Here is a 22,681-nt window from a genome sequence, read left to right as displayed (position 1 = left end):
TTTATGAATATGAAGGCCGGGCTCGATTCGCTGAACAGATCGGTATTGCATGGTCTGGATATCTCCGCCAATGTAGAGATCAAAAAAGAAGCGGAATTCACCCTGATAGTGGATGAAGGCAATGGGGATTTTGTTCGCATGCAGGGGGAAGGATTGTTAACGGGTGGTATTGACCCAAGCGGTAAAACCACCCTCACGGGTTCCTATGAGATCAAGAGCGGTTCTTATGAACTGAATTATAATTTATTACGCCGCAAATTCGACATCCAGGAAGGCAGCAAGATCGTTTGGAATGGCGAGCCTACCAAGGCAGATCTGGATGTAACGGCTATCTATACCGTAAAGGCGGCGCCCATGGACCTGGTAAAGAATCAGATCTCCGATGAAGTACAGGGCAGCCGTAACATGTATCTGCAACGGATACCGTTTCAGGTGTTATTGAAATTAAAGGGTGAGTTATTACAACCCCAGGTAAGTTTCGATATTCAGTTGCCCGAAAGCAGCAGTCAGATCGCAAGAGGAACAGTGACTACCATTAATAACCGGCTTATCCAGTTGCGGGAGGAACCCTCTGAATTGAATAAACAGGTGTTCTCCCTGATCTTGCTGAACCGGTTTATGGGCGAGAATCCATTTGAAAGCAGTGCAGGCGGCATGACAGCCGAATCTTTTGCCCGCCAAAGCGCCAGTAAGTTATTGACAGAACAACTGAACAAGCTGGCCAGTGACCTGGTACACGGCGTTGACGTCAATTTTGATGTTACTTCTTTTGATGATTATTCAACCGGCAGTGCGCAAACCCGCACCGAAATGAATGTAGGCTTATCGAAACGCTTGTTGAGCGACCGGTTAACTGTAACTGTCGGCAGCAATTTTGAACTGGAAGGTTCTTCTCAGACTAACAATTCAAATACGAATGCTATAGCAGGTAATGTGGCGGTGGACTACAGCCTCAGCCAGGACCGCCGGTATATGATAAGAGCATATCGAAAGAACGAATATGAGGGGGTTATTGATGGATATGTTATTGAAACCGGGGCAGGATTTATTATTACCCTCGATTATAATAAATTCAAGAACCTGTTCCTGGGCAAAAAAGGCCGTGAAGAACGGCGTGAACGGATACAACGTGCGCGAGAACTGGATAAACAACAGCAACAAAAGCAGGCCCCACCCAAGGTACCCCAACAAACAAGTATTCCATCACCTGAAAACAGGGAACTCATAAAACGTGAAGATAGTTAGTTTCATATCTTTTTCTTTGCTGGTATTGTGTTTGATAATACTGGATGCCTGTTCCAGCACTAAAACAGTGCCTGCAGGCGATGCATTATATACAGGCGCCAAAATTAATATCAGGGATAGTTTGCTTACCCGTAAAAAGAAAAAAGCGTTGAGCAGTCAGTTGTTGGCGTTGACCCGGCCTGAGCCTAATCAAAAAATTTTAGGGATGCCTTTCAAGCTTTACATGTACAATGCCTTCAGAGCTAAGAAAGGTCCGGGCAAATGGATAAGGGAACGGTTCGGCCAGCCACCGGTATTGCTGAGTAGTGTGGACCTCAATAAAAATGTGAAAGTGCTGCAAAGCTACCTGCAAAATAAAGGATACTTCAAAGCGCGGGTACGCGGCGACACCACCGTAAAAGGCAAAAAAGCAGCTGCTACCTATACGGTACGGGCCGATGGACAGTACCATATTCAACAAGTGCAGTTCAGAGGTGATAGCTCTGTGCTGTCGCAGGCTATTGGGGGAACCATGTCTAAATCCCTGCTGAAAAAAGGTGATCCTTTCGATCTGCAGGTTATTACTGCTGAACGGGTGCGCATCGACAACCATCTTAAAGAACAGGGTTTTTATTTCTTTAGTCCCGATGACCTGCTGATAAAAGCCGATACCACCGTTCGCAATAACCGGGTAGATCTGTTTGTAACTGTGAAACCAACTATACCTGAGAATGCGCAGAAGGTGTACCGGATAAACGATGTGTATATTTTCACCGGGTATAACCTGGAGCCTGGGCAAATGGATACCAGCAAAGCAGACGCTACCCTTTACAAGGGCTACTATGTTATAGACAAAAGACATTTTTATAAGCCAAAGCTGTTTCAGCAATCCATGGCTTTTGATTCGGGCGATGTATATAACCGTACAGATCATAATGCCAGCATCAGCCGCCTGGTGAGCATGGATATTTTCAAATTTGTAAAGAACCGGTTTGAGGTGGTGCCTGGTGTTGATTCACCTCTGTTGAATACGTATTATTATCTTACCCGGCAGCCCAAAAAATCATTACGGCTTGAACTGAATGCTAATACAAAATCGAATAATCTTACCGGTTCAAATATTACTTTGAGTTGGCGTAACCGGAATGCCTTGCGCGGCGGTGAAATATTCTCCGTAAAAGCATCGGCAGGTTTTGAAGTGCAGTACAGCGGCCAGTTCCAGGGATATAACACTTTCCGGTTCGGCCTTGAACCTTCCCTATCCTTTCCCCGGTTCCTGATCCCTTTCTTTAACTTTAATACAAAAGGCGGATTTTTACCCCGCACAACCATAAAACTGGGGTACGATGTCCTGCAAAGGCAGAAACTATACACGATGAATTCCTTTAGAACCAGTTATGGTTTTACCTGGAAGGAAAACATTGAAAAGGAACATGAGTTGAATCCCATTGTCATAAATTATGTGCAACCTGTTAACATAACCCAGAATTATATAGACAGCGCCAAGAGGAACCCAACACTGTATACGGCCATCGACACGCAGTTTATCCTGGGTTCGGAATATTCCTATACCTACACCAATGTGTTTAATTATAAACCTGTAAATGGGTTTTATTTGAATGCAGGGATCGATCTCTCGGGTAATATAGCCGGGTTAATAACGGGCGCCAATGTTACCAAAGGTGATACGGCGAAAATAGCAGGCAAACAGTTTTCGCAATTCACGCGGTTACAGGGCGATTTCAGGTTTTACCGCAAGGTGTCGGGTAATAGTGTGTGGGCGAACCGGATCTATGCCGGTATTGGTTTGCCTTATGGTAATTCCAGTGCCTTGCCGTATATAAAACAGTTCTTCTCGGGTGGTAACAACAGTATACGGGCCTTTAGAAGCCGCACGGTAGGCCCGGGAACCTATCAGGCGCCGCAAAAAAACGGGTCACTGGCAGAGCAACCAGGCGATATAAAATTTGAAATGAATACCGAACTACGGTTCCCATTGGTAAGCATTGTGCAGGGCGCCGTGTTTGTTGATGCAGGTAACGTGTGGTTGTTTAATGATAACCCTGATAAACCGGGTGCGAAATTCACCAGTAATTTCCTCAGTGAACTGGCCGTGGGCAGCGGCGTCGGTATCCGCTTCGATCTAAGCTTCCTGGTATTGCGGTTCGACCTGGCTTTCCCGATCCGCAAGCCCTGGTTAGAATCGAGCAAACGCTGGGTGCTGAACCAGGTAGATTTCGGCAGCAGTCAGTGGAGGAAGGAGAATTTGATCTTTAATTTGGCTATCGGGTATCCGTTTTAGTTGACCGGTTGATCAGTAGATCGAGGTAGGAAGTGAGGCTGAAATTTCGCGAGCCATTTTAGGTTTCACGTTTGCCGTTTCACGATTTGTCCAATGTGACCAACAAAGCCATGGAAAATACGAATCACCCAAGCTTTCCGTCTATCCCAACCGTCTTCTGCACTCCCTCAAATATCGATTTCCAGATAAAATTAAATATCGACCGGTATACATCTCTCGGGTGCGACACCGAAACGATGCGTACTGGTTTGTTTTTGCCGGGGTTGGCATTTATGACCATTATATTAGCCATAAGGGACATTACCTTCTTCTTTTTATAATCAGCACTCTCCTCATCCTTCTTCAGTATTTTAATTTTAAGATCATTGTATAACAGCCGAACGATGCCTTTAATGCGGTTATCATTGCCCATTAAATTAAAGTCAAGACTGGTAACGGTGCCTGAATTAACCTCAACCAATGCCATGGGTTTGCTTAACGGGTTCAGGATGGTGGCATCCAGCGCCCCCATATTGCCATTGACGGTGAACCTGCCGTTTTTGCTATTCAGGTATAATTGCAGGGTAGCTGTGAGTGGTATAGTATGAAGAAACTTAGTGTTGAAGTTTACGGTGCAGATGCCGTTCTTACGAAGATCAGCCGGATTATTGGTAACGTTATGCAGGGTAGCATGCACATCGTCGAAGAACACCACGCCGCTGTTGCCGGTAAGGCTTTCTTTTTCTTTGTATTGAATGTAGCCCTGTTGAATGATGACTTTTTTAATGGCTACATTAACAGGGATATTTAAAAAGCTTTGCTGCGGATAACGCCCCACCAGGCTTTCTTTTTTCATAGGATAATTTTTATCCCTGAATACTTTAAACTGTGCGTTTTTAATGGTGAGCTCATTGGCGATTAAATTACCATTCAGTATCTCCTGTACATTCACCTGTTTGAACAACAGGTTATAAAAATCAAAGTCAAGCCGGTCGGTTTGCCATTTGGCGTTGTGTACAAAAGCCGCCTCATTCAGCAAGGGGGTTATGTGCATGCTCTTTACTTCAAATGATCTTTCACCGGAAAGTAATTGAATATTTTTAAGCCGGTAGTTGTATGGATTTTTTTTACTGTGTATAACCACATTAGCTATATCCAGCGTTGCCTGTTCGGCAAACAATACCCGCGACGTATCGGTACTGGTGCTGTCACTGATATTGATATGCTGCAGCTGTGCATTTATTTTTGAACCTCTGAACACCGTATCGCCATTGGGCCATTTGCATATATGGTAATCGGCATCGGTAATAAGAATAGTATCCACCTTTATCTTTTCGAGGCCGCGTAATAAGATCTGGTATATTTTAAATGTGGTGGGAGTGGGGTCTTTGTCCTTATCTTTTGCAACATGGTTATTGTTGAACATGGTTACAACAGGGCGGGTAAGTTTTATTTTAGACGCGATCACTTCTTTATTTAAAACCGCCGCATCTGTTTGCACGCCTGAGATATAAATTTCAGGAACGGTAACCCGTAGCAAATTGCGGGGCAATGAACTGTCGGTTGATTTTTTATAAGTGCTGTCGGGAAACAATTGCAGGTTCCTGATCACTATTTCACCTTCCACTTCATCGATGTCAATGCTGTCGTAGGTAATGCGGTACAGGCTGTCTGATTTTAGAAATACCAGTTCGGGGATTTTTTTATGCAGGAAATTACTACGCCATTTTTTATAATATATCAGGCCTGCTGCAACAAGGAGCACAAGTACCAGCAGGAAGATCAGCTTTTTCATTGTATCGGCTATTAGGGGTTGAGATAGTCCTATAGTTTATTTCATTTGAATAATCGTTTATAATAACGGTGATATACAACTTAAAGCCGTTTCAACACAAATTGCTTGATCCTTCTGCCGGCAAATCCAAACCAGTCAAGCACATGACCTGCACCGCATAACAAGCATATATTTATCATGGCCACCGTGATCGTTTTTATCCCTTTAATAAACTTGTTCATATGTTATAATGATTGGGTTCGATCTATATAGAAAATTATTGTGCCCGCTGATTGAAGGTGGTAACAAACTAACCATTTTGTGGCAGCGCCTGAGGATATATTTCCACGCAGGAAGCTTTGAGCTGTAATACAGCGGTGATTTTACGGCGGAGGCACAGGATTTTAACATTCATAAGTAGAAAAATTGTTCTTTAAATGTGTGTCATTAAAATTTTACTTATGAAAAGGATTATGTGCGTTGCCTTATTATCGGCCGCTTTTTTAACAGCAGGAAACCGTTTGTTTGCACAGGTGCAACAAACAGGATCAGAAAACATGTTATCGCCCAAGTTCGGTATTAAAGGTGGCTTAAACCTCACCAACCTGTATGTGAAAGATGTATCGGATGAAAACATGAAAGTGGGTTGGAATGCCGGCTTCTTTGCCAAATTACCCGTTACGCGTGGTTTCTCTATTCAGCCGGAATTGTTATATACAAGCAAAGGGGCTAAGGAAACCTATAATAATTTTATTGAAGGAAAAGGAGAATACCGCTTCAATTTAAATTACATCGAACTGCCATTGCTGGCCGTGTTCAATGTGGCGAAAAATTTCAACATCCATGCAGGTCCGTATGCATCGTACCTGGTAAATGCCAACATCAAAGACCTGAAAGATGATGGTACTATCCACAACATCGCTGATCTGAAAGCAGAAAACTTTAACCGTTTCGACTGGGGTGTTGCCGCCGGCTTTGGCATAGATATTTCTAATTTCACGGTAGGCGCCCGCTACAATTACGGATTTAGAGAGATAGGTAAATCCGGTAGCCTTTCTGGAGCCTTGACAAAAGACTCCAAGAACAGTGCTATCTCTTTATATATCGGACTAGGATTTTGAGCGATACGGGTTTGAGGATTTCAACAAGAGCTGCCTCCCTAAGGGAAGCAGCTTTTTTTATTAGGGTGGGTCATCCGCCAACCGGCGGATGGCTCACCTTTATTGTTCTGTTAAGTCGTGATTTTTGGGGAAAGTAATGATGAAAGAAGTCCCCTCATTCAAGGTGGATTTTACATCGATCGCTCCTTTGTTGGATTGAATAATATTCAGGGTGCTGGCAAGACCCAGCCCCATGCCATTCCGTTTGCTGGTAAAGTAGGGTTCAAACAAACGTGAAATATTTTCTTCACTAATGCCACAACCATTATCGCTGATAACAATACTGGGGTCTGGAGAATAATTAATGACCACCGAAATTCTTCCCTGTTTGTGATTGATGGCTTCCGTAGCATTGATGAGAATGTTAGAGAAGGCCAGCTTTAATTTTTCTTTGTCAACGCTTACCATTACCGGCGTATCGGGATATTTTATCTCCAGCTTTATCCGTTGCAGCGTGAGGCGGTCAATAGCTTCCAGGATACTTTCATCCATGATGCTTTGCAGCACATGCGACTCCATTTTCATTTCTGCAGGGCGCGAGGAGTTCAGTAACTCGGTAATAAGTGCGCCTATGCGGTTACTGTTACGCTGTATGATCTCCAGGTAAGTTGAGCCGTTCTCATTATTGGCGGTTTCTTCGCGCAGGTGCTCTACCGACAAATTGATATTGTTAAGCGGGTTGCGAACCTCATGGGCAAGGGTGCGCACCAGGCGGCCGGTAGCTGCCAGCTTTTCAATTTGCAGCGTGGCCTTTTCCGCTTTTTTAAGATTGGTGATGTCGTGCACTATTCCCTGCATATAACCTTTGTTGGCATTACCACTTTCGAGCGAAGCGGAAATTATACAAATGCGGTGGTCGCCCTGTTTGGTGCGGATCTCCACTTCCAGGTCATTCACCTCCTGCCGTTCGTTAAATAAATACCGGAACCTTTCTTCATCCCGCTTTTGAATAAAAAGATCATACACACAGATCTGGAGCAGCTCTTCCTTGGTATAGCCCAGCAGGTCGGTGGTGGCATTGTTCACGTCGTTAAAGCAACCCTCCTGGTCGGCGGTGAACACCATATCCTTCGACCGCTCGAACATATTGCGGTATTTGCGTTCATTGGCGCGGAGGGCCTTCACGGAAGCTGATCTTTCCAATGCGTAGCGAATGGAGCGCTCCAGCTTTTCCTCGTTTAATTCGCCTTTTACGAGGTAATCCATGGCGCCCACCCGCATGGCTTCCATATCAACGGTGTGGTTGCCCTTACCGGTTAACAGGATCACTGGTTCTTCACAACCGGCAGCAATGGCTTCCTTCAACAGGTCAAGACCGGTTTTAGCCCCAAGGCGGTAATCGATAAAGTAAATATCATTTGTCCGGCTCTTCATGAGCTCCAGCGCATCTTTATACGAATAACACCAGTTTATGATAAAGCCTGATGACGGAATGCTACGTATAAGGTCGCTGGTAATTAAATAATCATCCTCATCGTCATCAACAATGAGGATACGGGCCTGTAAGTTGGATACTATCATCAGTTCTGAAAAGTTTATTGATGTTCCGGCAAAATAATAGTAAAAGTAGCGCCATTATCCGGCTTGCCGGTTGCGTAAATAAGGCCTTTGTGCTGATCGATTATTTTTTTACAGATGGCCAGCCCGATGCCTGAACCGGGGAATTCCGATTTGCCATGTAACCGCTGAAAGATCTGGAAGATCCGTTCATTGTATTCCGGTTCAAACCCAATTCCGTTATCGGCGAAATCGATCCTGAACCAGGTATTACCCGCATCGAGGTGATGCTGTTCTTTCTGCCGGCGCGTTAGCTGCAAACAACTAATGGTGATAACCGGCGACACGCCGGCTTTCTTGAATTTGATGGAATTGTTCAACAGGTTATCGAACAACTGTTTCATTTGTGAAGGAATGGCTTCTATGGCCGGCAATACTTCAATATGAAGGATGGTAGCTGTTTCTTCGATCTTCAACTCCAGGTCGGCCTGCACATCTTTTACAATATCGTTCAGGTCAACGGTTACAAAAGGCTGGTGGCTGCGGGCGGTGCGGCTGAACTCCAGCAGGGTATCAATGAGGTGCCGCATATTTTCAACCGAAGCAGAAATACGGGCAAGATATAATTTGCCATCTACGCCCAGTTCCCCTTTGTATTTGTTTTCAAGCCGTTCAATGAATGTGGTGATCTTGCGCAGTGGTTCATTCATGTCATGCGAGGCCACATAGGCAAACTCTTCCAGTTCTTTATTGGAGCGGTCGAGGTCCCTGATCTTTTCTTCCAGGTTCAGCTGGTTTTCAAATTCACTGGTAATGTCCTGCGCAATGAACAATACAGACGCAACCCGCCCCCTGGCATCACGGTTAAGCACCGTACCCATGGTGCGGAAATGCTTCCATGTGCCGGATTTATCCGTTAAACGCGCATTATAACTGTAACTCTCGTTATCCTGTAACGTATAAAAATGTTGCAGCTCCCTGTTTACATTATCCTGGTCGTCTTTATGCACAATACGCATCAGGTCGTTTCCCCAGGCAAGTACATCCCCCAGTGAATAACCAAGCAGGTCGGTTATTTTTCGATTGATGTACTTTAATTTCCCGGTATTGGCATCATGGATGTATACAATAGCCGGAAAAAAATCAGTAATCTTATCCGGAAGCCCATCATTATCGCTATTGGATTGAAACAAAAGTTTCAGAGGGTTAATCTCCTGATTTATTAATTGTTCCATCAAAGCATGGACTTATATGAAAATATTCATTCTCATTCATAATGTCATCAACCGTGCTATTGGTTGTTGAACTCCTGATACTGTTTCATTTTGTTGTACAGTGTTTTACGGTCGATGTTCAATAATTTCGCTGCCTTGCTTTTGTTAAAGTTTGATTTCTTCAATGCTTCAATGATCGTCTCGTATTCTGCATCGATGCTTGCGTTTTTCAGGGATAGTTCACTGTGTGAATGATGCGGATGAGGCCGGGGTATTTCCGCTTCGCTTATAGGTGAAGGAATAGGTGGGGTTGTTATAACCTGTCTGGGTTCTGATTGTATACTATATGAAGAAGTTTCTGGTGCTTCGTCAAACTGTAACCGGGTAAAGTTACTGATCTCAAAAGGCAGCGTGTGTGCTTCCACAAAAGGGCCTTCTGCCAGCAGGGTAGCCCGCTTGATCACGTTCTTCAATTCACGCAGGTTACCATACCAGATATAGCTTTTAAAAATATCTTCCACTTCTTTACTAAACCCTTTTACACTCTTCTCCAACTCTTTATTGGTTTGGTGTAAGAAATGGCGGGCAAATACCATAATGTCTTCCTTGCGATCACGCAATGGGGGCACTACAATGCTGAATTCATTAAAGCGGTGGTACAGGTCTTCGCGGAACTTTCCCTTACGGGCAAAATCCCACAGCTTTTCATTGCTGGCCACAATGATGCGAATGTCGAGGTCGATATCCTTGGTGCCGCCAACACGCCGCATTTTTCTTTCCTGCACTACGCGTAATAACGAAACCTGGATGTCGTATGATAAGTTACCAATTTCATCAAGGAAAACGGTGCCGCCATTGGCCAGTTCAAGACTGCCTGTTTTCTGGTTCAGGGCGCCGGTAAAAGAGCCTTTTTCATGACCGAACAATTCACTGCCGGCCAGTTCTTTCGACATGGCGCCGCAATCGATGGCAATAAACGGCATTGCTTTTCGGCGGCTGCGTTTATGTATTTCCTGCGCAATGGCTTCTTTACCACTGCCGCTTTCGCCATAGATGATAATGCTGTAGTTGGTAGGTGCTACCAGGTCTATTTGCTTGAGGATCTTTTTAAAAGGTTCGCTATCCCCGAAAATATAATCACCGGAAACAATTACCTGTTGTTTCTTCTCCCGCTCAGACAGGCCATCACCATCGCTACTGGTAATGGAAGGTGCTGTATAGGCAGGCGCTGCCTGGGCTGTGGTGGTGGTAGTAGTGGTAGCCTGCGTGGTAACAGCAGGCTGCGGCTGCAACGCTTTTTTTATAGTTACCAGTATTTCGTCGGGGAACAGTGGTTTGCCGATATAGTCGTATGCCCCCAGTTTCATTACTTCTACAGCCACTTTAATATCGCTGTAGCCTGTCATGATGATAACCGGAACTTCGGGCAGTTGTTCTTTTATTTTCACGAGTAAAGTAGTGCCATCCATGTCATCCAGCCTGAAGTCGCATAAAACCAGGTCGGGCGTGAATGAATTCATCAGTTCCAATGCCTTTTTACCGGCGTACACTTCCGCAACTTCATAGTTGTGTTTGGTAAGGAAGCGTTTTAATAACAGGCAAATATCCCTGTCATCGTCAATTACAAGAATTTTCGGCATTTTCAAATTTACTTTTTTACTGTGAGTTTATGATGGATTGTTTCTGGAATAACCTGATTTGAGCGTGTAAAATTTAGTATTTTTTAACAATGCCGCTGCTAAGCCCATATCGACCGCATTTGCGCAACCGGTATCTGTAAAATTTCACGGTATTTGGCAACAGTTCTTCTCGCAATAGAGAATCCTTTTTGCGCTAAGATAGCTACCAGCTGCTGATCGGTGTATGGGTTTTTCTTGTCTTCTTTTTCAATTGCGTCTTCTATCGCTACCTGAATAACCCGGTTACTGATGGCTTCACCCTTTTCATTGATGATGCCTTCGGTAAACAGGTCTTTCAGCAAGATCATGCCAAAAGGCGTATCAACGTACTTATTACAGGTAATACGTGATACGGTTGAAATATCTACGCCGGTTTTATCGGCAATATTTTTAAGGATCATTGGTTTAAGCAGTTTTATGTCACCCTCGCGAAAATAGTCATACTGCATATTCACGATGGCTTTCATTATCCGCAACATGGTGCCTTCACGCTGTCTGATGGCGCTTACGAACCATTGGGCGGACTGATACTTGTTCTTTAAATATTGTGCCGCAGCTGCGTCTTTCTTGCCTTTTTGGCTGTCTGCCACTATTTCTTTCCACTCGCGGCTGATAAAAAGCGAAGAAGAACGCTGGTTGTACAGCGAAACTTCCAGGTAATCGCCTTCCTGTACTATTAAAAAATCTGGGATAATGTGGGCATTGGGGGTGCTGCCTTCCTGCACTTCGGCAACCGGTTTCATTTTTAACGAGCTTACCAGCTCCAGGATGATCTTTAATTCATCTTCCTCCAGTTGCAGGCATTCCATGATCTTGTCCATATTGCGGTTACGCAGGTCCTGGTAGTGGTCCTGCAACAGGCAAATGGATTTTTGTACGTCGGGCCGTTTGCCATTCATGGCTTTTAATTGCAACAGCAGGCATTCGCAAATGCTACGGGCGCCAATACCTATGGGGTCCAGTTTCTGAACATTGTTCAGGATCTTCTCAAAATCTTCCCCTTCCAGCCAGGTTTTATTGGCAAAAGAATATTCTTCGGCTACTTTATCCAGTGGTATTTCCAGCAGGCCGCTATCGCTCAGGCAGTCAATGAGGTAGTCGGCCAGTAATGTTTCTTCGGCATCATTGCAGCAAAGGCGGTATTGCTTTTTCAGGTCTTCACGGAAGTCTACCGCCGCCTTCATGGGGCTGAAGGTTTTTTCTTCGTCAGGCAGATAGTTGCTGTATTCCATCTTGTAGTCTGGAATATCGTCGTAACCAAACTCCTCCCAGTCCTGGAAGTCCTGCACCTGCTCTTTGGTGCTCTTGTCGCCGGTAGCATCCTCTTCATCTTCCTTCTTCTCCAAAAAAGGATTGTCTTCCAGTTCCTGTTCAATCCTATGTTCTAATTCCAGTGTATTTAGGTGAAATAAATTCAGTAATTGTATCTGCTGCGGTAAAATTTTGGTTTCCTGCTTCTGCACAAGGTTCTGCTGTAACATACGGGTTCATTTTTCTTTATTACCTTCAAGATGCTTTCCACTTTTTCTTTATTAGGATACTATTTTTTATATTATTGATTTTTAGGATGTTGTCCTTGATGCGTTTTTTTACTATGTTGCAGTTAGTATTTGTGCTGTGGGGGTGGTGTAGAAATTTATCCCCGATTTGTAGAATTGATACTTATGAAAAGAAGACTATTTTTTATTATAACAGCGTTCGTTTTGTCGCTTGTTATCACCTTATCGCTTTCTTACCTGCTGTATAATAGCTATGTACAGTCAAATGTGCAGAACCGGCGCATTGAACATGCTTACAAAGTAATTCTGAAAACAAGTGAGCTTGAGAATTTTATCAAGGAAGCTGAAACAGGCCAGCGCGGTTATCTGCTAACCAACGACAGCGCTTTTTTACAACCATATTTACGTATTCGCGATGATATTAAACCGGGATATGATTCATTAAAACGGCTTACCGCCGACAACAATCATCAGCAGCAATTGCTGAATAAGGCGGGATTGCTGATGAATAACCTCATCGATCACTTTCAGCACAGCGTTTACCTGAAATCGCGCATAAGCCTGATGGAGACCAAGATGAATATGGATAGCCTGCGCGATGTATTTAAGGAAATACAGGGTGAAGAAACCAAACTGGTAAAACGCAGCTCGGTGAACAGGTATGAACAGGTAATGCCGCGTTATTTCACCGCCATTTTCCTGTTTGCCGCTACCATCATTTTTATTTCCTTCCTGGTAATATTGAAAGAATACCGGCAGCGCTCGGATTACCAAAAGCAACTGGAGCAGAAAATGATGGAGGTAAATGCGTATAATGTAGAATTGGAACAGATCGCTTTTGCCACTTCTCACGATCTGCAGGAACCGCTGCGGCGCATTAGAACTTTCAGCGACCGGTTGCTATGGAAGTACCGGGATCAGTTAAATGAAGAAGGGCAAATGATCCTGTCGCGGATTGATTATTCAGCCCGCCGTATGCAGGGATTGATCGAAGACCTGATGAATTTTGCCAACCTGGTGCGTGGGGGAGAATCATTAAATGAAGTGGATGCTGATAGATTATTGCAATCGGTATGTGAGTTCCTGAAGCAGGACATTGAGCAAAAGGGAGCCATCATTCACATAGGGCAAATGCCGCAGATAACCGGGTTTGAAAAACAGTTGTACCTGATGTTCAGGGCGCTTATCGACAACGCCATCAAGTTTTCAAAACCAGGCATACCTCCCGTAGTTACTATTCAATGTGTGCAAACAACTGGCGAAGAGCTGAGCCACATTGATAATAAACTGGTAAAAAAACAATTCATCCGCATTAGTGTACAGGATAATGGTATAGGTTTCAGCAGTGAATTCACTCAGAAAATATTTTTGATATTTCAACGGCTGCACAGCACGGCTGAATACGAAGGCAAGGGCATTGGGTTGGCTATTGTAGAGCGGGTAATGACCAATCATAGCGGATATGTGGTGGCCACTTCCCAGCCGGATAAGGGCGCCCTGTTTAATTTATATTTTCCTTTACCGGAGAGTTAGCAATAAGGTCAATATGGTATCGGATGCTTTCAAAGGCTTTGGCAATGGCTGTTTCCCAGCGAATGGCAACACTATACCCTGTATACTCACCGTTTTGTGCGGCGATCCTGATCAGCGCAGCCACCTCATTTCCACCCGGATTTGACAATGTTACTTCTACTGCGGCAATTTCTTCCAGCGTGTCTTCCAACAGGTTTGCCTTAAATGATGATAAGAAACTGATATCTTCCAGTGGGATCCCCTGTGTGGTTTGTTCGTCAATGTGCATTATATAGCTGTTCTTCATACCCTGTGATTTAAATATTATTAATAACGCAACTCACTATTAATTGTTCATTTTACAACGACTACCAAAGACGCAGCTCTACTTCAATATTGTAAAGCCTGTGCCTGAAGGCATCATATTGAAAATTGAAATAATAATGTGGAAGGTTGTCTACACGACAGTAATTTTTTACCTGAACAGGGGCATGGAGTCACTTGATCAATAAGGAAAGGTATAGAAGAAAGGCCGGCGGTATGATTTTTACAAATTATACTATGTAATTGCCGGTGTGGTTGTAAGATAACATACAACAGGAATAAAACCGGTTAACATATAGTTAAACATATTTTTTCACCTAAAAAACTATCACTATGTTACGTTGGACAATCATATTTCTGGTGGTAGCATTAATCGCGGCTCTTTTTGGTTTTACCGGAATAGCTGCAGGCGCTGCTGGAATTGCCAAGATCCTGTTTTTCATATTTATCGTACTGTTCCTGATCTCAATCATTGCTGGTGGTTTTCGCCGGGTTGACTAGTGGGAAAAATAGTAATGGTAAGTCGGGAATATTTAAGTCCGGGAGAAAGTTGCAAGCCAATTGTATCTTCTTCCGGACTTTTTGTTTTACCTTGAATGTCTTCTTAAGGAAATTTTAAGGATATCGCTTTTAACTAATACTTATTTTTGAAAGGATATAAAGAGAAGGAAGGATATTATGAACCAACCGATACTCATTGCCGAAGATGACGCCGACGACAGGTACCTGCTGCAAACTGCCTTTTCCGAAATAGGTTATCCGGAAAAAATTGACTTTGTAGAGAACGGGATTGAAGTGTTGAATTACCTGGATACTAATTATACCCACAATAATTCAGATGAGAAAGCCCTGCCGGGTTTTATTCTGCTCGATCTGAATATGCCCAAAAAAGATGGCCGCGAAGTGTTGAAGGAATTGAAGGCGCACCCCGTGTTTAAAAAAATACCCATTATTGTTTTTACTACTACCAAAAATGAAATTGAAATAAAGCGCTGTTACGAACTGGGCGCAAATAGTTATGTAGTAAAGCCTATCAGTTTTGATGCTTTATTAAAAGTTGTTGAAAACATTCGTAGCTTTTGGTTTCAAACTGCATCCATTCCCGTTTCCTGAACTATTACTTCTTCTTCTTTTTTGTTCTTCTTCCTGAACAGGTCTTTGATCTTGTGGATGATCTTTTCCGGTGCATCGGTCAGGTGCGATGCGTAATTCTTTATAAAGAAGGGCACCAGGGTGCGGGTGATCCAGCCTGTATTGCCCAGCAATACCTTTTTAATAAAACCATCGGCAAATAAATTAACCCCTAACTGGAATGCCGACAGGGTAGCTTTGCGGGTTAAAAAGTTGCGTACGGTGGTAGCCACATGGGCAAAAGGCCGCAGGTCCTCTTTAATTACATGCCAGTCGTTTTTTATCTGCAATTCCTGCTCGGCCAGTAATGCCTGTAACCTGGCCTTCTCCTGCAGCAGTTCCTTATAATTCGTTATCTGATTTATCATAAATTCTTCTAACTATAAAGTCTCTGAAAAATGGGAATACTACCTTTTTGCGCAGCAGGTACAATAACATTACAATAAACAGGTAAAAAGCCGCCACAATAAAATAACCTGCTGCTGTGTTGTACAGCAATTTACCCAAATACAGGGAAAGTCCAATGCCTGCTAACAGTAATACACACATTGCCAGCCCGGATACTAAAAAGAAAACAATAGCACGGGCCAGGGTTTTGGCCCCTGCCTGTGCTATATTTATACGGGCTAAATCATAATAAGTTTGAGCAATATCCTGTACATGGTTAGCCAGCTGGCCTGTTTTGGTGTGTAATTCGTCCATAGGTGTTAATTTGTCTCCGGTCTACATTAAGTAAGCTGTACAATCAATTCAACCAGCTTGTGTTAGCTCTCCATTTCGTGTTCTACTTGCTGTGCACTTTTATACATATTTTTCATTTCATCCTTGCCAAGGGCCAGTAGTTCCGATACATCTTCCATTACTTCATCAATGCCATCTTTGATCTTTCTTCTTAACTCACTTCCTTTTTCCGGAGCCAGTAAAATGCCAATTGCGGCGCCTGCAGCAGCGGCAGCCAGCATGCCTAGAATGATTTTTGTGTTAGATGTCATACATTTACGTTTCAGGAATTTGAGGAAAAAATTATACCACTGACAAAGATTCCTGATTTTTTTATATTTTTCATCAATGGGAAACAAATTCCCCAGGGGTATTTAAAATCAGCTCTAAAAACATGACAAAGGAGCGTCTTAAGGTTTTAATTATAGATGATGAGAAGGATCTGTGCCTTTTGATTAAGGCCTACCTTAGCCGTAAAAACTGCGATGTACACACTGCCTATACGCTCACCGAAGGGCTTAGCCAGGTTGACCAGTTTATGCCAGATATATTATTTCTTGATAATAACCTGCCCGATGGGCTGGGTTGGGAAAAGGCGGAAGTCATTATTAAGCACCATCCCAACATAAAGCTGCACCTGTTAAGTGCGTTTAACCCGCCACAGATCAAGGACGATCTGCCAGTGACCAGGATCTGGGAAAAACCCATATCCCTGCGCGATCTGGATAAGTACTTCAGTTAGTTACTTCCCCCTTTGCCCGCCGTCCGCCTTTTGCCGAAGCTTTAGAGCAGGAAGGCCCTTTGCCTTCGCTTGCCTATTGTTAATTGCCTATTGCCTATTGGTTTATATTTGCAACTCATTTTTGAAACTATATGATGAGAATTGCAATCAACGGTATGGGCCGTATTGGCCGCCTTTTGTTCAGACGCCTGATCGATAGCCACGAAGTTGAACTGGTTGCGGTAAACGATATCATGGATACCGATAACCTGGCTTACCTGTTAAAGTACGATTCTGTGTATGGTACCTTTGCCGGCAATATTACCCATAAACCCGAGACGCTTGTAGTGAACGGTAAAGCAGTAAAAGCGTATCAGCAACAACATCCTTATTTGCTGCCTTGGAAAGACCTGGATATAGATGTGGTGCTGGAATGCTCAGGGCTGTTTAGTAACCGCGCTGCCGCCGAACAGCATATAAAAGCCGGCGCACGCAAAGTATTGTTGTCTACTACTGGTTCAAGTGATATTCCCCTGCTGGTGTACGGGTTTAACCAGCATGCCCTTAGCAGGGAAGAAACGATTGTTTCCCCCGGTGGCTGCATGACCAACTGCAGTACCCATATTTTGTACATCCTGAATGCCATCGGCATTAAATCGGTGCAGTGTAATATTTTGCATTCTTATACCTCGAGGCAGGAGCTGGTTGATGCCCCGCACAAACAGTTCAGACGAGGCCGGGCAGCTGCCGAATCCATCATCCCGGTAGAAATTGACCTGCAACAATCGCTCGAGCGCTTATTGCCAACTATGAAAGGGAAGATCGCATCGGTTTCAACCCGGGTACCGGTAGCTAATGGCGCCCTGGCCGATTTTACCATTCAACTGCAGGCCGAAACTACCCGTGATGAAATTAACAAGCTGTTTTCAACAGCCGCTGCAAACGATTATAAAGGAATTATAGAATATACCGAAGACCCCCTGGTGTCGCTGGATATTAAAGGAAATACTCATTCATGCGTTATCGATGGTACCCTTACCTCGGTTATAGGCAATCACATAAAGCTGATAGCCTGGTTCGATAATGAGTATGGTTTTACTACGCGGATGATAGATTGGTTGCCTTTAATGAAGTAGGAAGGGCATATTTTAATTTGCTTTTAATTCATTAAATTGAGCTAACATACCCGGTAAGTTTATTATTTGTGAATTTTGCGTGCATGAATTTATAGCTATGGAAGAAATAAAAATATTACTGGTTGAGGATGAAAAAAAGATAGCAGAGTCATTAAAGAAAGGACTTAGCGAACAGGGTTATCATGTAGAAGTTGCCTACGATGGCCTTATTGGGAAGAAATTGTTCGAGACCTATCCGTTTGACCTTATTATCCTGGATATAAACCTGCCCGGTTTAAACGGGTATGAGCTGTGTAAGGAGATCCGCCGCCACAGCGAACGCATTCCGGTTGTCATGCTTACGGCCCTCAATACTACGGCCGATAAGATCGAAGGCTTTGATGCCGGGGCCGATGATTATATTGTAAAGCCATTCGATTTTAAAGAGCTGCTGGTGCGCATCAGAGCCCTTTTAAAAAGGATCTATCACAATATCCCGACGGGCAATATTTTAAAGGTGGCCGATTTAACCATGAACCTCGATAGTAAGGAAGTAACCCGGGCCGATAAACCCATTTCACTTACCGCCAAGGAATTTCAGTTGCTCGAATACCTGATACGAAACAAAAACCGGGTAGTGTCCCGGGCCGACATAGCCCTGAACGTTTGGGATATTGACTTCGATACCAAGACCAATGTAATTGATGTATATGTTAACTTCCTGCGTAAAAAGCTGGATAAGGATTTTGAAACCCGGCTTATACATACGCAGGTAGGCATGGGCTATATACTGAAAGAAAACCCGTAGGTTGAAAATCAAATTTAAAATAACCGCGTTATTTGCCTTACTCGTTACTATAATACTATTGGTATTAAGTATTTCCGTTCATTATTTTACCTCCCTGCAGCGGATAGAAGCCTTTAAAAAGCGGTTGAAAGGAAGGGCCAATAACGATGGCCAGCTGTTCTCTTATCTGGGTGATAACGACAGCAGCCGCGCCTTTCTTTACCACATCGATTCGGCCTCAGCCTTTACGCTGAACCAGAAAAGCGTGGTGATCTTCGATTACCTCGACCGGCCTGTATACCGGTTCAATGCAGCCGATATAGATTCCATCCTGCCCGATAAAGAGATCCTTAAACAGGCGAGGGTTAAACACGACGTATATTTTGCTGTCAATAAACGAGATGCGCTGGCCTTTCATTATACCGATAACCGAAGCCGCATAGTAGTTGTTGTTGCGGCATATGATGTGGATGGCTGGCAACGGTTAAAAGACCTGCGCGACATTCTGCTTACCTGTTTATTCATCGGCATTGCCATTGCGCTGGTGGTAGGGTACGCTTTTTCTGTGCAACTGGTAAAACCCATCAAGCAGATCATTTATGATGTAAAGCATATTACCTCCCAAAACCTCTCGCATCATATCCAGGCGGGCAGTACGCAGGATGAACTAAACCAGCTGGCCAACACCTTTAACGAGTTGCTCGACAGGTTGCAGGAGTACTTCCTGGTACAGCGGCGTTTTATTTCCAATGCCTCGCATGAACTATCAACCCCGCTCACCTCTATATTGAGCCAACTGGAAGTGACCCTGCAAAAGAACAGAAGTGATGAAGAATATAAGCAGGTGATAACCTCGGTACATGAAGATGTACAGCAAATGCAACAGCTTACCAAGAGCCTGCTGGAGATTGCCAAAACCGGTACCGAAGGCGGCATTGAATTAAGCGAGGTGCGCATAGACGAAGTGTTGCTGAAAGTAACTGCCGATGTACAAAAGAACAGTGAAGCGTATAAGGTAATGCTGGAGTTTGGCGATTTTCCCGATGATGAAAAAGCCTTCCTGGTATTTGGGAACGGCGATCTGTTGTATAGTTCACTACGTAATATAGCAGACAATGGTTGCAAGTTTTCGTACGACCATCATGTAATGATCAATCTGTTATTTGAAAACGACAACGTGATCGTAGAGTTCAAGAATTACGGCAATACTATCACCGAAGCGGAATCCGAACATATCTTTCAACCCTTTTACCGAAGCGCCACGGCTTCCCCTATAAGAGGTTTTGGGTTAGGCCTGCCACTGGCCCAACGCATCATTAATATGCACAAGGGTACCATTAAAGTGCATTCATCAAAGGAAACCGGAACCACCTTTATCATCACACTTCCTTCCATAAAAGCATTTGCAGCAAAGGCCTAAGGATAACCTGATAGGGATCAGGTTAAACCCTTACGGGAACAATTGTTAATCGTTGTTTAATTGCTTTTTAATTCCTGTTTAATTATCGTTTAATCATAATAAGGCATATTTGATGTTACTATTATTTTAAATGAAATTGAATCGATCTGCTTTTATCTGGTGTCTGGCAGCCGGAGCTATTGTTCTGGTTTTGTTTGCTTTTGTGCTGCAACAAAAGAATAAACACCTGACTAACCTCAATAACAAACTGTTATTGCAAAACGATTCTGTATTATCGGTAAATCTGCAGCTGCAAAAAGATATTAACTTTCTGAAGCACGACCTCGACAGTTTACTACATAACTATCCCGAAAAGCAACAACTGAACTCAGGTAAATTAGTGTTTATTAAATAGTAAGGCATTAGGTATAATATTTTCATTGATGTAACATTAACTACCACAAGAAACTTTAATCGGTTTAGCTATACAATCATATGATAGAGGTCATAGGTGAGGAATCTTTTTGTTTCGATGTTTGCACGGTTTTACAATGAATGTGGTCACAGAAAAATAATAGCCTTTTTCCTTTTATAGTTTTTCAAAACGTCGTACCTTTTGTAACAGGCCAGATGAAATCCTTAAACAATATCTTAGCCTTTACTTGAACAATCTGCCTGTGATCAGATCATCTTTATTCTTTCGATGCCTAGTGTCGATACCCTTTGAAGCTGTACAATATCCGTAATAGTTAGTAAGTAACCATTTTTGTAGGCACCTAAAATTAAGGAGGGCTCCATGAAACACCATCAATCCCCTTACGTAAACAAGAGGAAGAAGTGTATTGAGTTTCACATCACGAATGCCTGTGCAAACAGGATTGCATTGGCAGGTGATTTTAACAACTGGGCTCACGACCAGTTATCCTTACGCCCCGCCAATAATGGGGTTTGGACCATAGAAATACCTATGTTGCCGCGCGGAAAGTATCATTACAAATTTTTTATCGATGAAAGAATGTGGACTGAGGATATCGAGAACCAGTTTCGTGAACCCGATGGTGTTACGGGATGGAACAGTGTGCTGGAATTATAACCTATGTATAGAAGAACAATAAGGCAGATAGATGAATAAGAATTGTCTTAATAGTGAATATGATCTTGTGAATAGAATTCGTACGGTCCCCGCGGCCAGGCCGGGAGGAGGAAAGCTCAGTTAAGTACTCAAGGTTATAAATAAAGAAGGCCCCCCACCAACCTTCCCCATTGGGGATGGCAAGGAGGGGGCCTTCTTTTTTATGCGTTGTTGTAAACTTTGTAAACACTCTCCCGCAATACATTCCCGCTATCAGAACATATAAAGGCCAGCACATCGGCAATGGCTTCGGGTTTTACCCAGTTATCGAATGTAGCATCGGGCATACTATCGCGATTGGGCTTTGTATCGATGGTGCTGGGGGCTATTACCGATACCGTAATGTTTTTTCCTTTTGCTTCTTTATTTAGGATCTCAGCCAGGCTAAACAGCAGTGATTTGCTTAATGCATAGGCAATTTTGTTAGTGCCTTCTTTCAGGTTTAAACCCGGGCGGGCGCCGGTAAATACCAAACGGCCATACCCGTTTTGCATCATATGTTGAAACAAGGGCCTTGCCAGATGATAAGCTGTTTCAAAATTCAGGGTGAACATTTTTCTTAACTGGGCAGTATCGGTAGTATCGATGCCGCCCATTTCAAAGCCACCTGCCAGCAGTACGGCACAGTCAATATTTCCGTACAGGGCAATGGCTTCGTTTACAAACGTTTTACATTCTGCTTCATCGGTAAGTTCAATACCATGCAGTTCAAAGTTGGGATGCCTGTCTGCAAAACCCAGGTGGCTACCCGAATGGTCAACCGCAATCACTTTATAGTCCTGGTCAAGGAATTTTTTTACTACGGCGGTACCCAGGTTGCCATTAGCACCTGTTATAATAATGGTTTTAGGCATACTGAAAAGTTATAAGTTGTTGTCAAAGATAGAAAAAGGACCGATCCACCTGAGGGCGAACCGGTCCTTTTATTATAAAGTAATATATGATCTAGAACAGGAAGTTCCAGCCGTGTTTGTCTTCTTCCCGGCATGCACGAATCGCTTCCAGCCTGTTCTTTAACCGGAACATGATGGAATTATCGTTATAAGCCGGTAAATGGTGGTCAATACCATTTAAGTGAATAGTGGCGATGGGAGCCACTACAGCGGCTGTACCGGCGCCAAATGCTTCTGAAATGGTATTATGACGGAACGCATTTTCCAGTTCTGTTACGGCTACAGGACGGGCTTCATGCGGAATGCCCAGGTCGCCGGCCAGCGTGAGTAAACTATCGCGGGTTACACCAGCCAGGATGGAATCACTGGTGGGCGGGGTAACCAGTACCCCATCGATAACGAACATGGCGTTCATCATACCGCTTTCTTCAATGTATTTGTTCTCGCGGGCGTCTGTCCATAATACCTGGTCATAGCCGGCTTCTTTTGCTTGTTGTGTGGGATAGAAAGCGCCACCGTAGTTACCGGCGCATTTTGCAGAACCGGTGCCACCTTTGGCCGCGCGTGAAAAATCGGTTTCTACTTTTAACCGCAACGGATTGGAGAAGTAGGCGCCAAC

At 43.7% G+C, this 22,681-nt stretch carries 24 protein-coding genes; 12 read left to right on the top strand and 12 right to left on the bottom strand.

From position 1 onward, the window contains the following. On the top strand, window positions 1–1,245 hold a 1,245-nt coding region (locus tag ACJ751_RS24870; protein ID WP_407748235.1), incomplete at its 5' end, for a translocation/assembly module TamB domain-containing protein. Beyond that, a complete protein-coding gene (locus ACJ751_RS24865; RefSeq protein WP_407748234.1) occupies window positions 1,232–3,526 on the top strand; it encodes a BamA/TamA family outer membrane protein in 2,295 nt (764 codons plus the stop codon). The genes ACJ751_RS24870 and ACJ751_RS24865, both read left to right, overlap by 14 nt. Before the next feature lie 124 nt (window positions 3,527–3,650). On the opposite strand, the gene ACJ751_RS24860 is transcribed toward ACJ751_RS24865, so the two are convergent. Further along, complete coding sequence (locus tag ACJ751_RS24860; RefSeq protein WP_407748233.1) at window positions 3,651–5,300, bottom strand: hypothetical protein; 1,650 nt, start codon at window positions 5,298–5,300, stop codon at window positions 3,651–3,653. Between the two features lie 80 nt (window positions 5,301–5,380). Next, a complete protein-coding gene (locus ACJ751_RS24855) occupies window positions 5,381–5,521 on the bottom strand; it encodes a hypothetical protein (protein WP_407748232.1) in 141 nt (46 codons plus the stop codon). Between the two features lie 219 nt (window positions 5,522–5,740). Between ACJ751_RS24855 and ACJ751_RS24850 the strand changes: the two genes are divergently transcribed. After that, window positions 5,741–6,400 (top strand): porin family protein, encoded by a 660-nt coding sequence (locus tag ACJ751_RS24850; protein ID WP_407748231.1) that lies wholly within the window; start codon window positions 5,741–5,743, stop codon window positions 6,398–6,400. Window positions 6,401–6,499: 99 nt separating this feature from the next. Here the strand turns inward: ACJ751_RS24850 and ACJ751_RS24845 are convergent, their stop codons facing one another. From ACJ751_RS24845 to rpoN, 4 genes are all read right to left on the bottom strand, one after another. Then, on the bottom strand, window positions 6,500–7,960 hold the full coding sequence (locus ACJ751_RS24845; RefSeq protein ID WP_407748230.1) for a PAS domain S-box protein: 1,461 nt from the start codon (window positions 7,958–7,960) through the stop codon (window positions 6,500–6,502). A gap of 14 nt (window positions 7,961–7,974) precedes the next feature. Further along, window positions 7,975–9,129 carry a sensor histidine kinase gene (locus ACJ751_RS24840; RefSeq protein WP_407748229.1) on the bottom strand — a complete coding sequence of 385 codons (1,155 nt, stop codon included), beginning with the start codon at window positions 9,127–9,129 and terminating at the stop codon, window positions 7,975–7,977. Between the two features lie 98 nt (window positions 9,130–9,227). Continuing rightward, on the bottom strand, window positions 9,228–10,790 hold the full coding sequence (locus ACJ751_RS24835) for a sigma-54-dependent transcriptional regulator (protein ID WP_407748228.1): 1,563 nt from the start codon (window positions 10,788–10,790) through the stop codon (window positions 9,228–9,230). Window positions 10,791–10,888: 98 nt separating this feature from the next. Then, window positions 10,889–12,310, bottom strand: coding sequence for an RNA polymerase factor sigma-54 (rpoN, locus tag ACJ751_RS24830; protein ID WP_407748227.1), 1,422 nt, complete (start codon window positions 12,308–12,310; stop codon window positions 10,889–10,891). A 183-nt stretch (window positions 12,311–12,493) separates the two neighbouring features. Here rpoN and ACJ751_RS24825 point away from each other — a divergent pair, with 183 nt between their 5' ends. Next, the gene (locus ACJ751_RS24825) at window positions 12,494–13,861 is read left to right on the top strand and encodes a sensor histidine kinase (protein ID WP_407748226.1); all 1,368 of its coding nucleotides are present in this window, start codon (window positions 12,494–12,496) and stop codon (window positions 13,859–13,861) included. On the opposite strand, the gene ACJ751_RS24820 is transcribed toward ACJ751_RS24825, so the two are convergent. Beyond that, window positions 13,830–14,147, bottom strand: coding sequence for a hypothetical protein (locus ACJ751_RS24820; protein WP_407748225.1), 318 nt, complete (start codon window positions 14,145–14,147; stop codon window positions 13,830–13,832). The two genes, ACJ751_RS24825 and ACJ751_RS24820, sit on opposite strands and share 32 nt — an antisense overlap. A 350-nt stretch (window positions 14,148–14,497) precedes the next feature. Between ACJ751_RS24820 and ACJ751_RS24815 the strand changes: the two genes are divergently transcribed. After that, window positions 14,498–14,665 carry a DUF1328 domain-containing protein gene (locus ACJ751_RS24815; RefSeq protein ID WP_407748224.1) on the top strand — a complete coding sequence of 56 codons (168 nt, stop codon included), beginning with the start codon at window positions 14,498–14,500 and terminating at the stop codon, window positions 14,663–14,665. Between the two features lie 177 nt (window positions 14,666–14,842). Beyond that, window positions 14,843–15,277, top strand: coding sequence for a response regulator (locus ACJ751_RS24810; RefSeq protein WP_407748223.1), 435 nt, complete (start codon window positions 14,843–14,845; stop codon window positions 15,275–15,277). Here the strand turns inward: ACJ751_RS24810 and ACJ751_RS24805 are convergent. From ACJ751_RS24805 to ACJ751_RS24795, 3 genes are all read right to left on the bottom strand, one after another. Further along, window positions 15,250–15,663, bottom strand: coding sequence for a hypothetical protein (locus tag ACJ751_RS24805; protein ID WP_407748222.1), 414 nt, complete (start codon window positions 15,661–15,663; stop codon window positions 15,250–15,252). The two genes, ACJ751_RS24810 and ACJ751_RS24805, sit on opposite strands and share 28 nt — an antisense overlap. After that, entirely contained in the window at window positions 15,638–15,997 is a 360-nt protein-coding gene (locus tag ACJ751_RS24800) for a hypothetical protein (protein WP_407748221.1), read from the bottom strand. The genes ACJ751_RS24805 and ACJ751_RS24800 overlap by 26 nt, the downstream gene beginning before the upstream one ends. Before the next feature lie 62 nt (window positions 15,998–16,059). Further along, window positions 16,060–16,287 carry a YtxH domain-containing protein gene (locus ACJ751_RS24795; protein ID WP_407748220.1) on the bottom strand — a complete coding sequence of 76 codons (228 nt, stop codon included), beginning with the start codon at window positions 16,285–16,287 and terminating at the stop codon, window positions 16,060–16,062. A 122-nt stretch (window positions 16,288–16,409) separates the two neighbouring features. Here ACJ751_RS24795 and ACJ751_RS24790 point away from each other — a divergent pair, with 122 nt between their 5' ends. The 6 genes from ACJ751_RS24790 to ACJ751_RS24765 all read left to right on the top strand — a co-directional run bounded on the left by ACJ751_RS24790 (window position 16,410) and on the right by ACJ751_RS24765 (window position 21,130). Further along, window positions 16,410–16,757 carry a response regulator gene (locus ACJ751_RS24790; protein ID WP_407748219.1) on the top strand — a complete coding sequence of 116 codons (348 nt, stop codon included), beginning with the start codon at window positions 16,410–16,412 and terminating at the stop codon, window positions 16,755–16,757. Between the two features lie 131 nt (window positions 16,758–16,888). Beyond that, complete coding sequence (locus ACJ751_RS24785) at window positions 16,889–17,872, top strand: type I glyceraldehyde-3-phosphate dehydrogenase (protein WP_407748218.1); 984 nt, start codon at window positions 16,889–16,891, stop codon at window positions 17,870–17,872. Window positions 17,873–17,969: 97 nt separating this feature from the next. Next, window positions 17,970–18,659, top strand: a complete 690-nt coding sequence (locus ACJ751_RS24780; protein ID WP_081200969.1) for a response regulator transcription factor — start codon at window positions 17,970–17,972, stop codon at window positions 18,657–18,659. 1 nt (window position 18,660) lies between these two features. Further along, window positions 18,661–20,058: an ATP-binding protein gene (locus tag ACJ751_RS24775; RefSeq protein ID WP_407748217.1), complete on the top strand. Its 1,398-nt coding sequence runs from the start codon at window positions 18,661–18,663 to the stop codon at window positions 20,056–20,058. Between the two features lie 130 nt (window positions 20,059–20,188). Continuing rightward, a complete protein-coding gene (locus ACJ751_RS24770) occupies window positions 20,189–20,452 on the top strand; it encodes a hypothetical protein (protein WP_407748216.1) in 264 nt (87 codons plus the stop codon). A 381-nt stretch (window positions 20,453–20,833) separates the two neighbouring features. Continuing rightward, window positions 20,834–21,130 carry a hypothetical protein gene (locus ACJ751_RS24765; protein WP_407748215.1) on the top strand — a complete coding sequence of 99 codons (297 nt, stop codon included), beginning with the start codon at window positions 20,834–20,836 and terminating at the stop codon, window positions 21,128–21,130. A 200-nt stretch (window positions 21,131–21,330) separates the two neighbouring features. On the opposite strand, the gene ACJ751_RS24760 is transcribed toward ACJ751_RS24765, so the two are convergent. After that, the gene (locus ACJ751_RS24760) at window positions 21,331–22,023 is read right to left on the bottom strand and encodes an SDR family NAD(P)-dependent oxidoreductase (protein ID WP_407748214.1); all 693 of its coding nucleotides are present in this window, start codon (window positions 22,021–22,023) and stop codon (window positions 21,331–21,333) included. A 91-nt stretch (window positions 22,024–22,114) separates the two neighbouring features. Continuing rightward, the coding region (locus ACJ751_RS24755; protein ID WP_407748213.1) for an aminotransferase class IV at window positions 22,115–22,681 on the bottom strand (567 nt) is incomplete at its 5' end.

Source organism: Niastella sp. (genome assembly GCF_045805085.1).
Classification (GTDB): Bacteria; Bacteroidota; Bacteroidia; order Chitinophagales; family Chitinophagaceae; genus Niastella.
The sequence above is the reverse complement of the archived record's forward strand: the minus strand, read 5'-3'. Positions and strand labels throughout refer to the sequence as shown.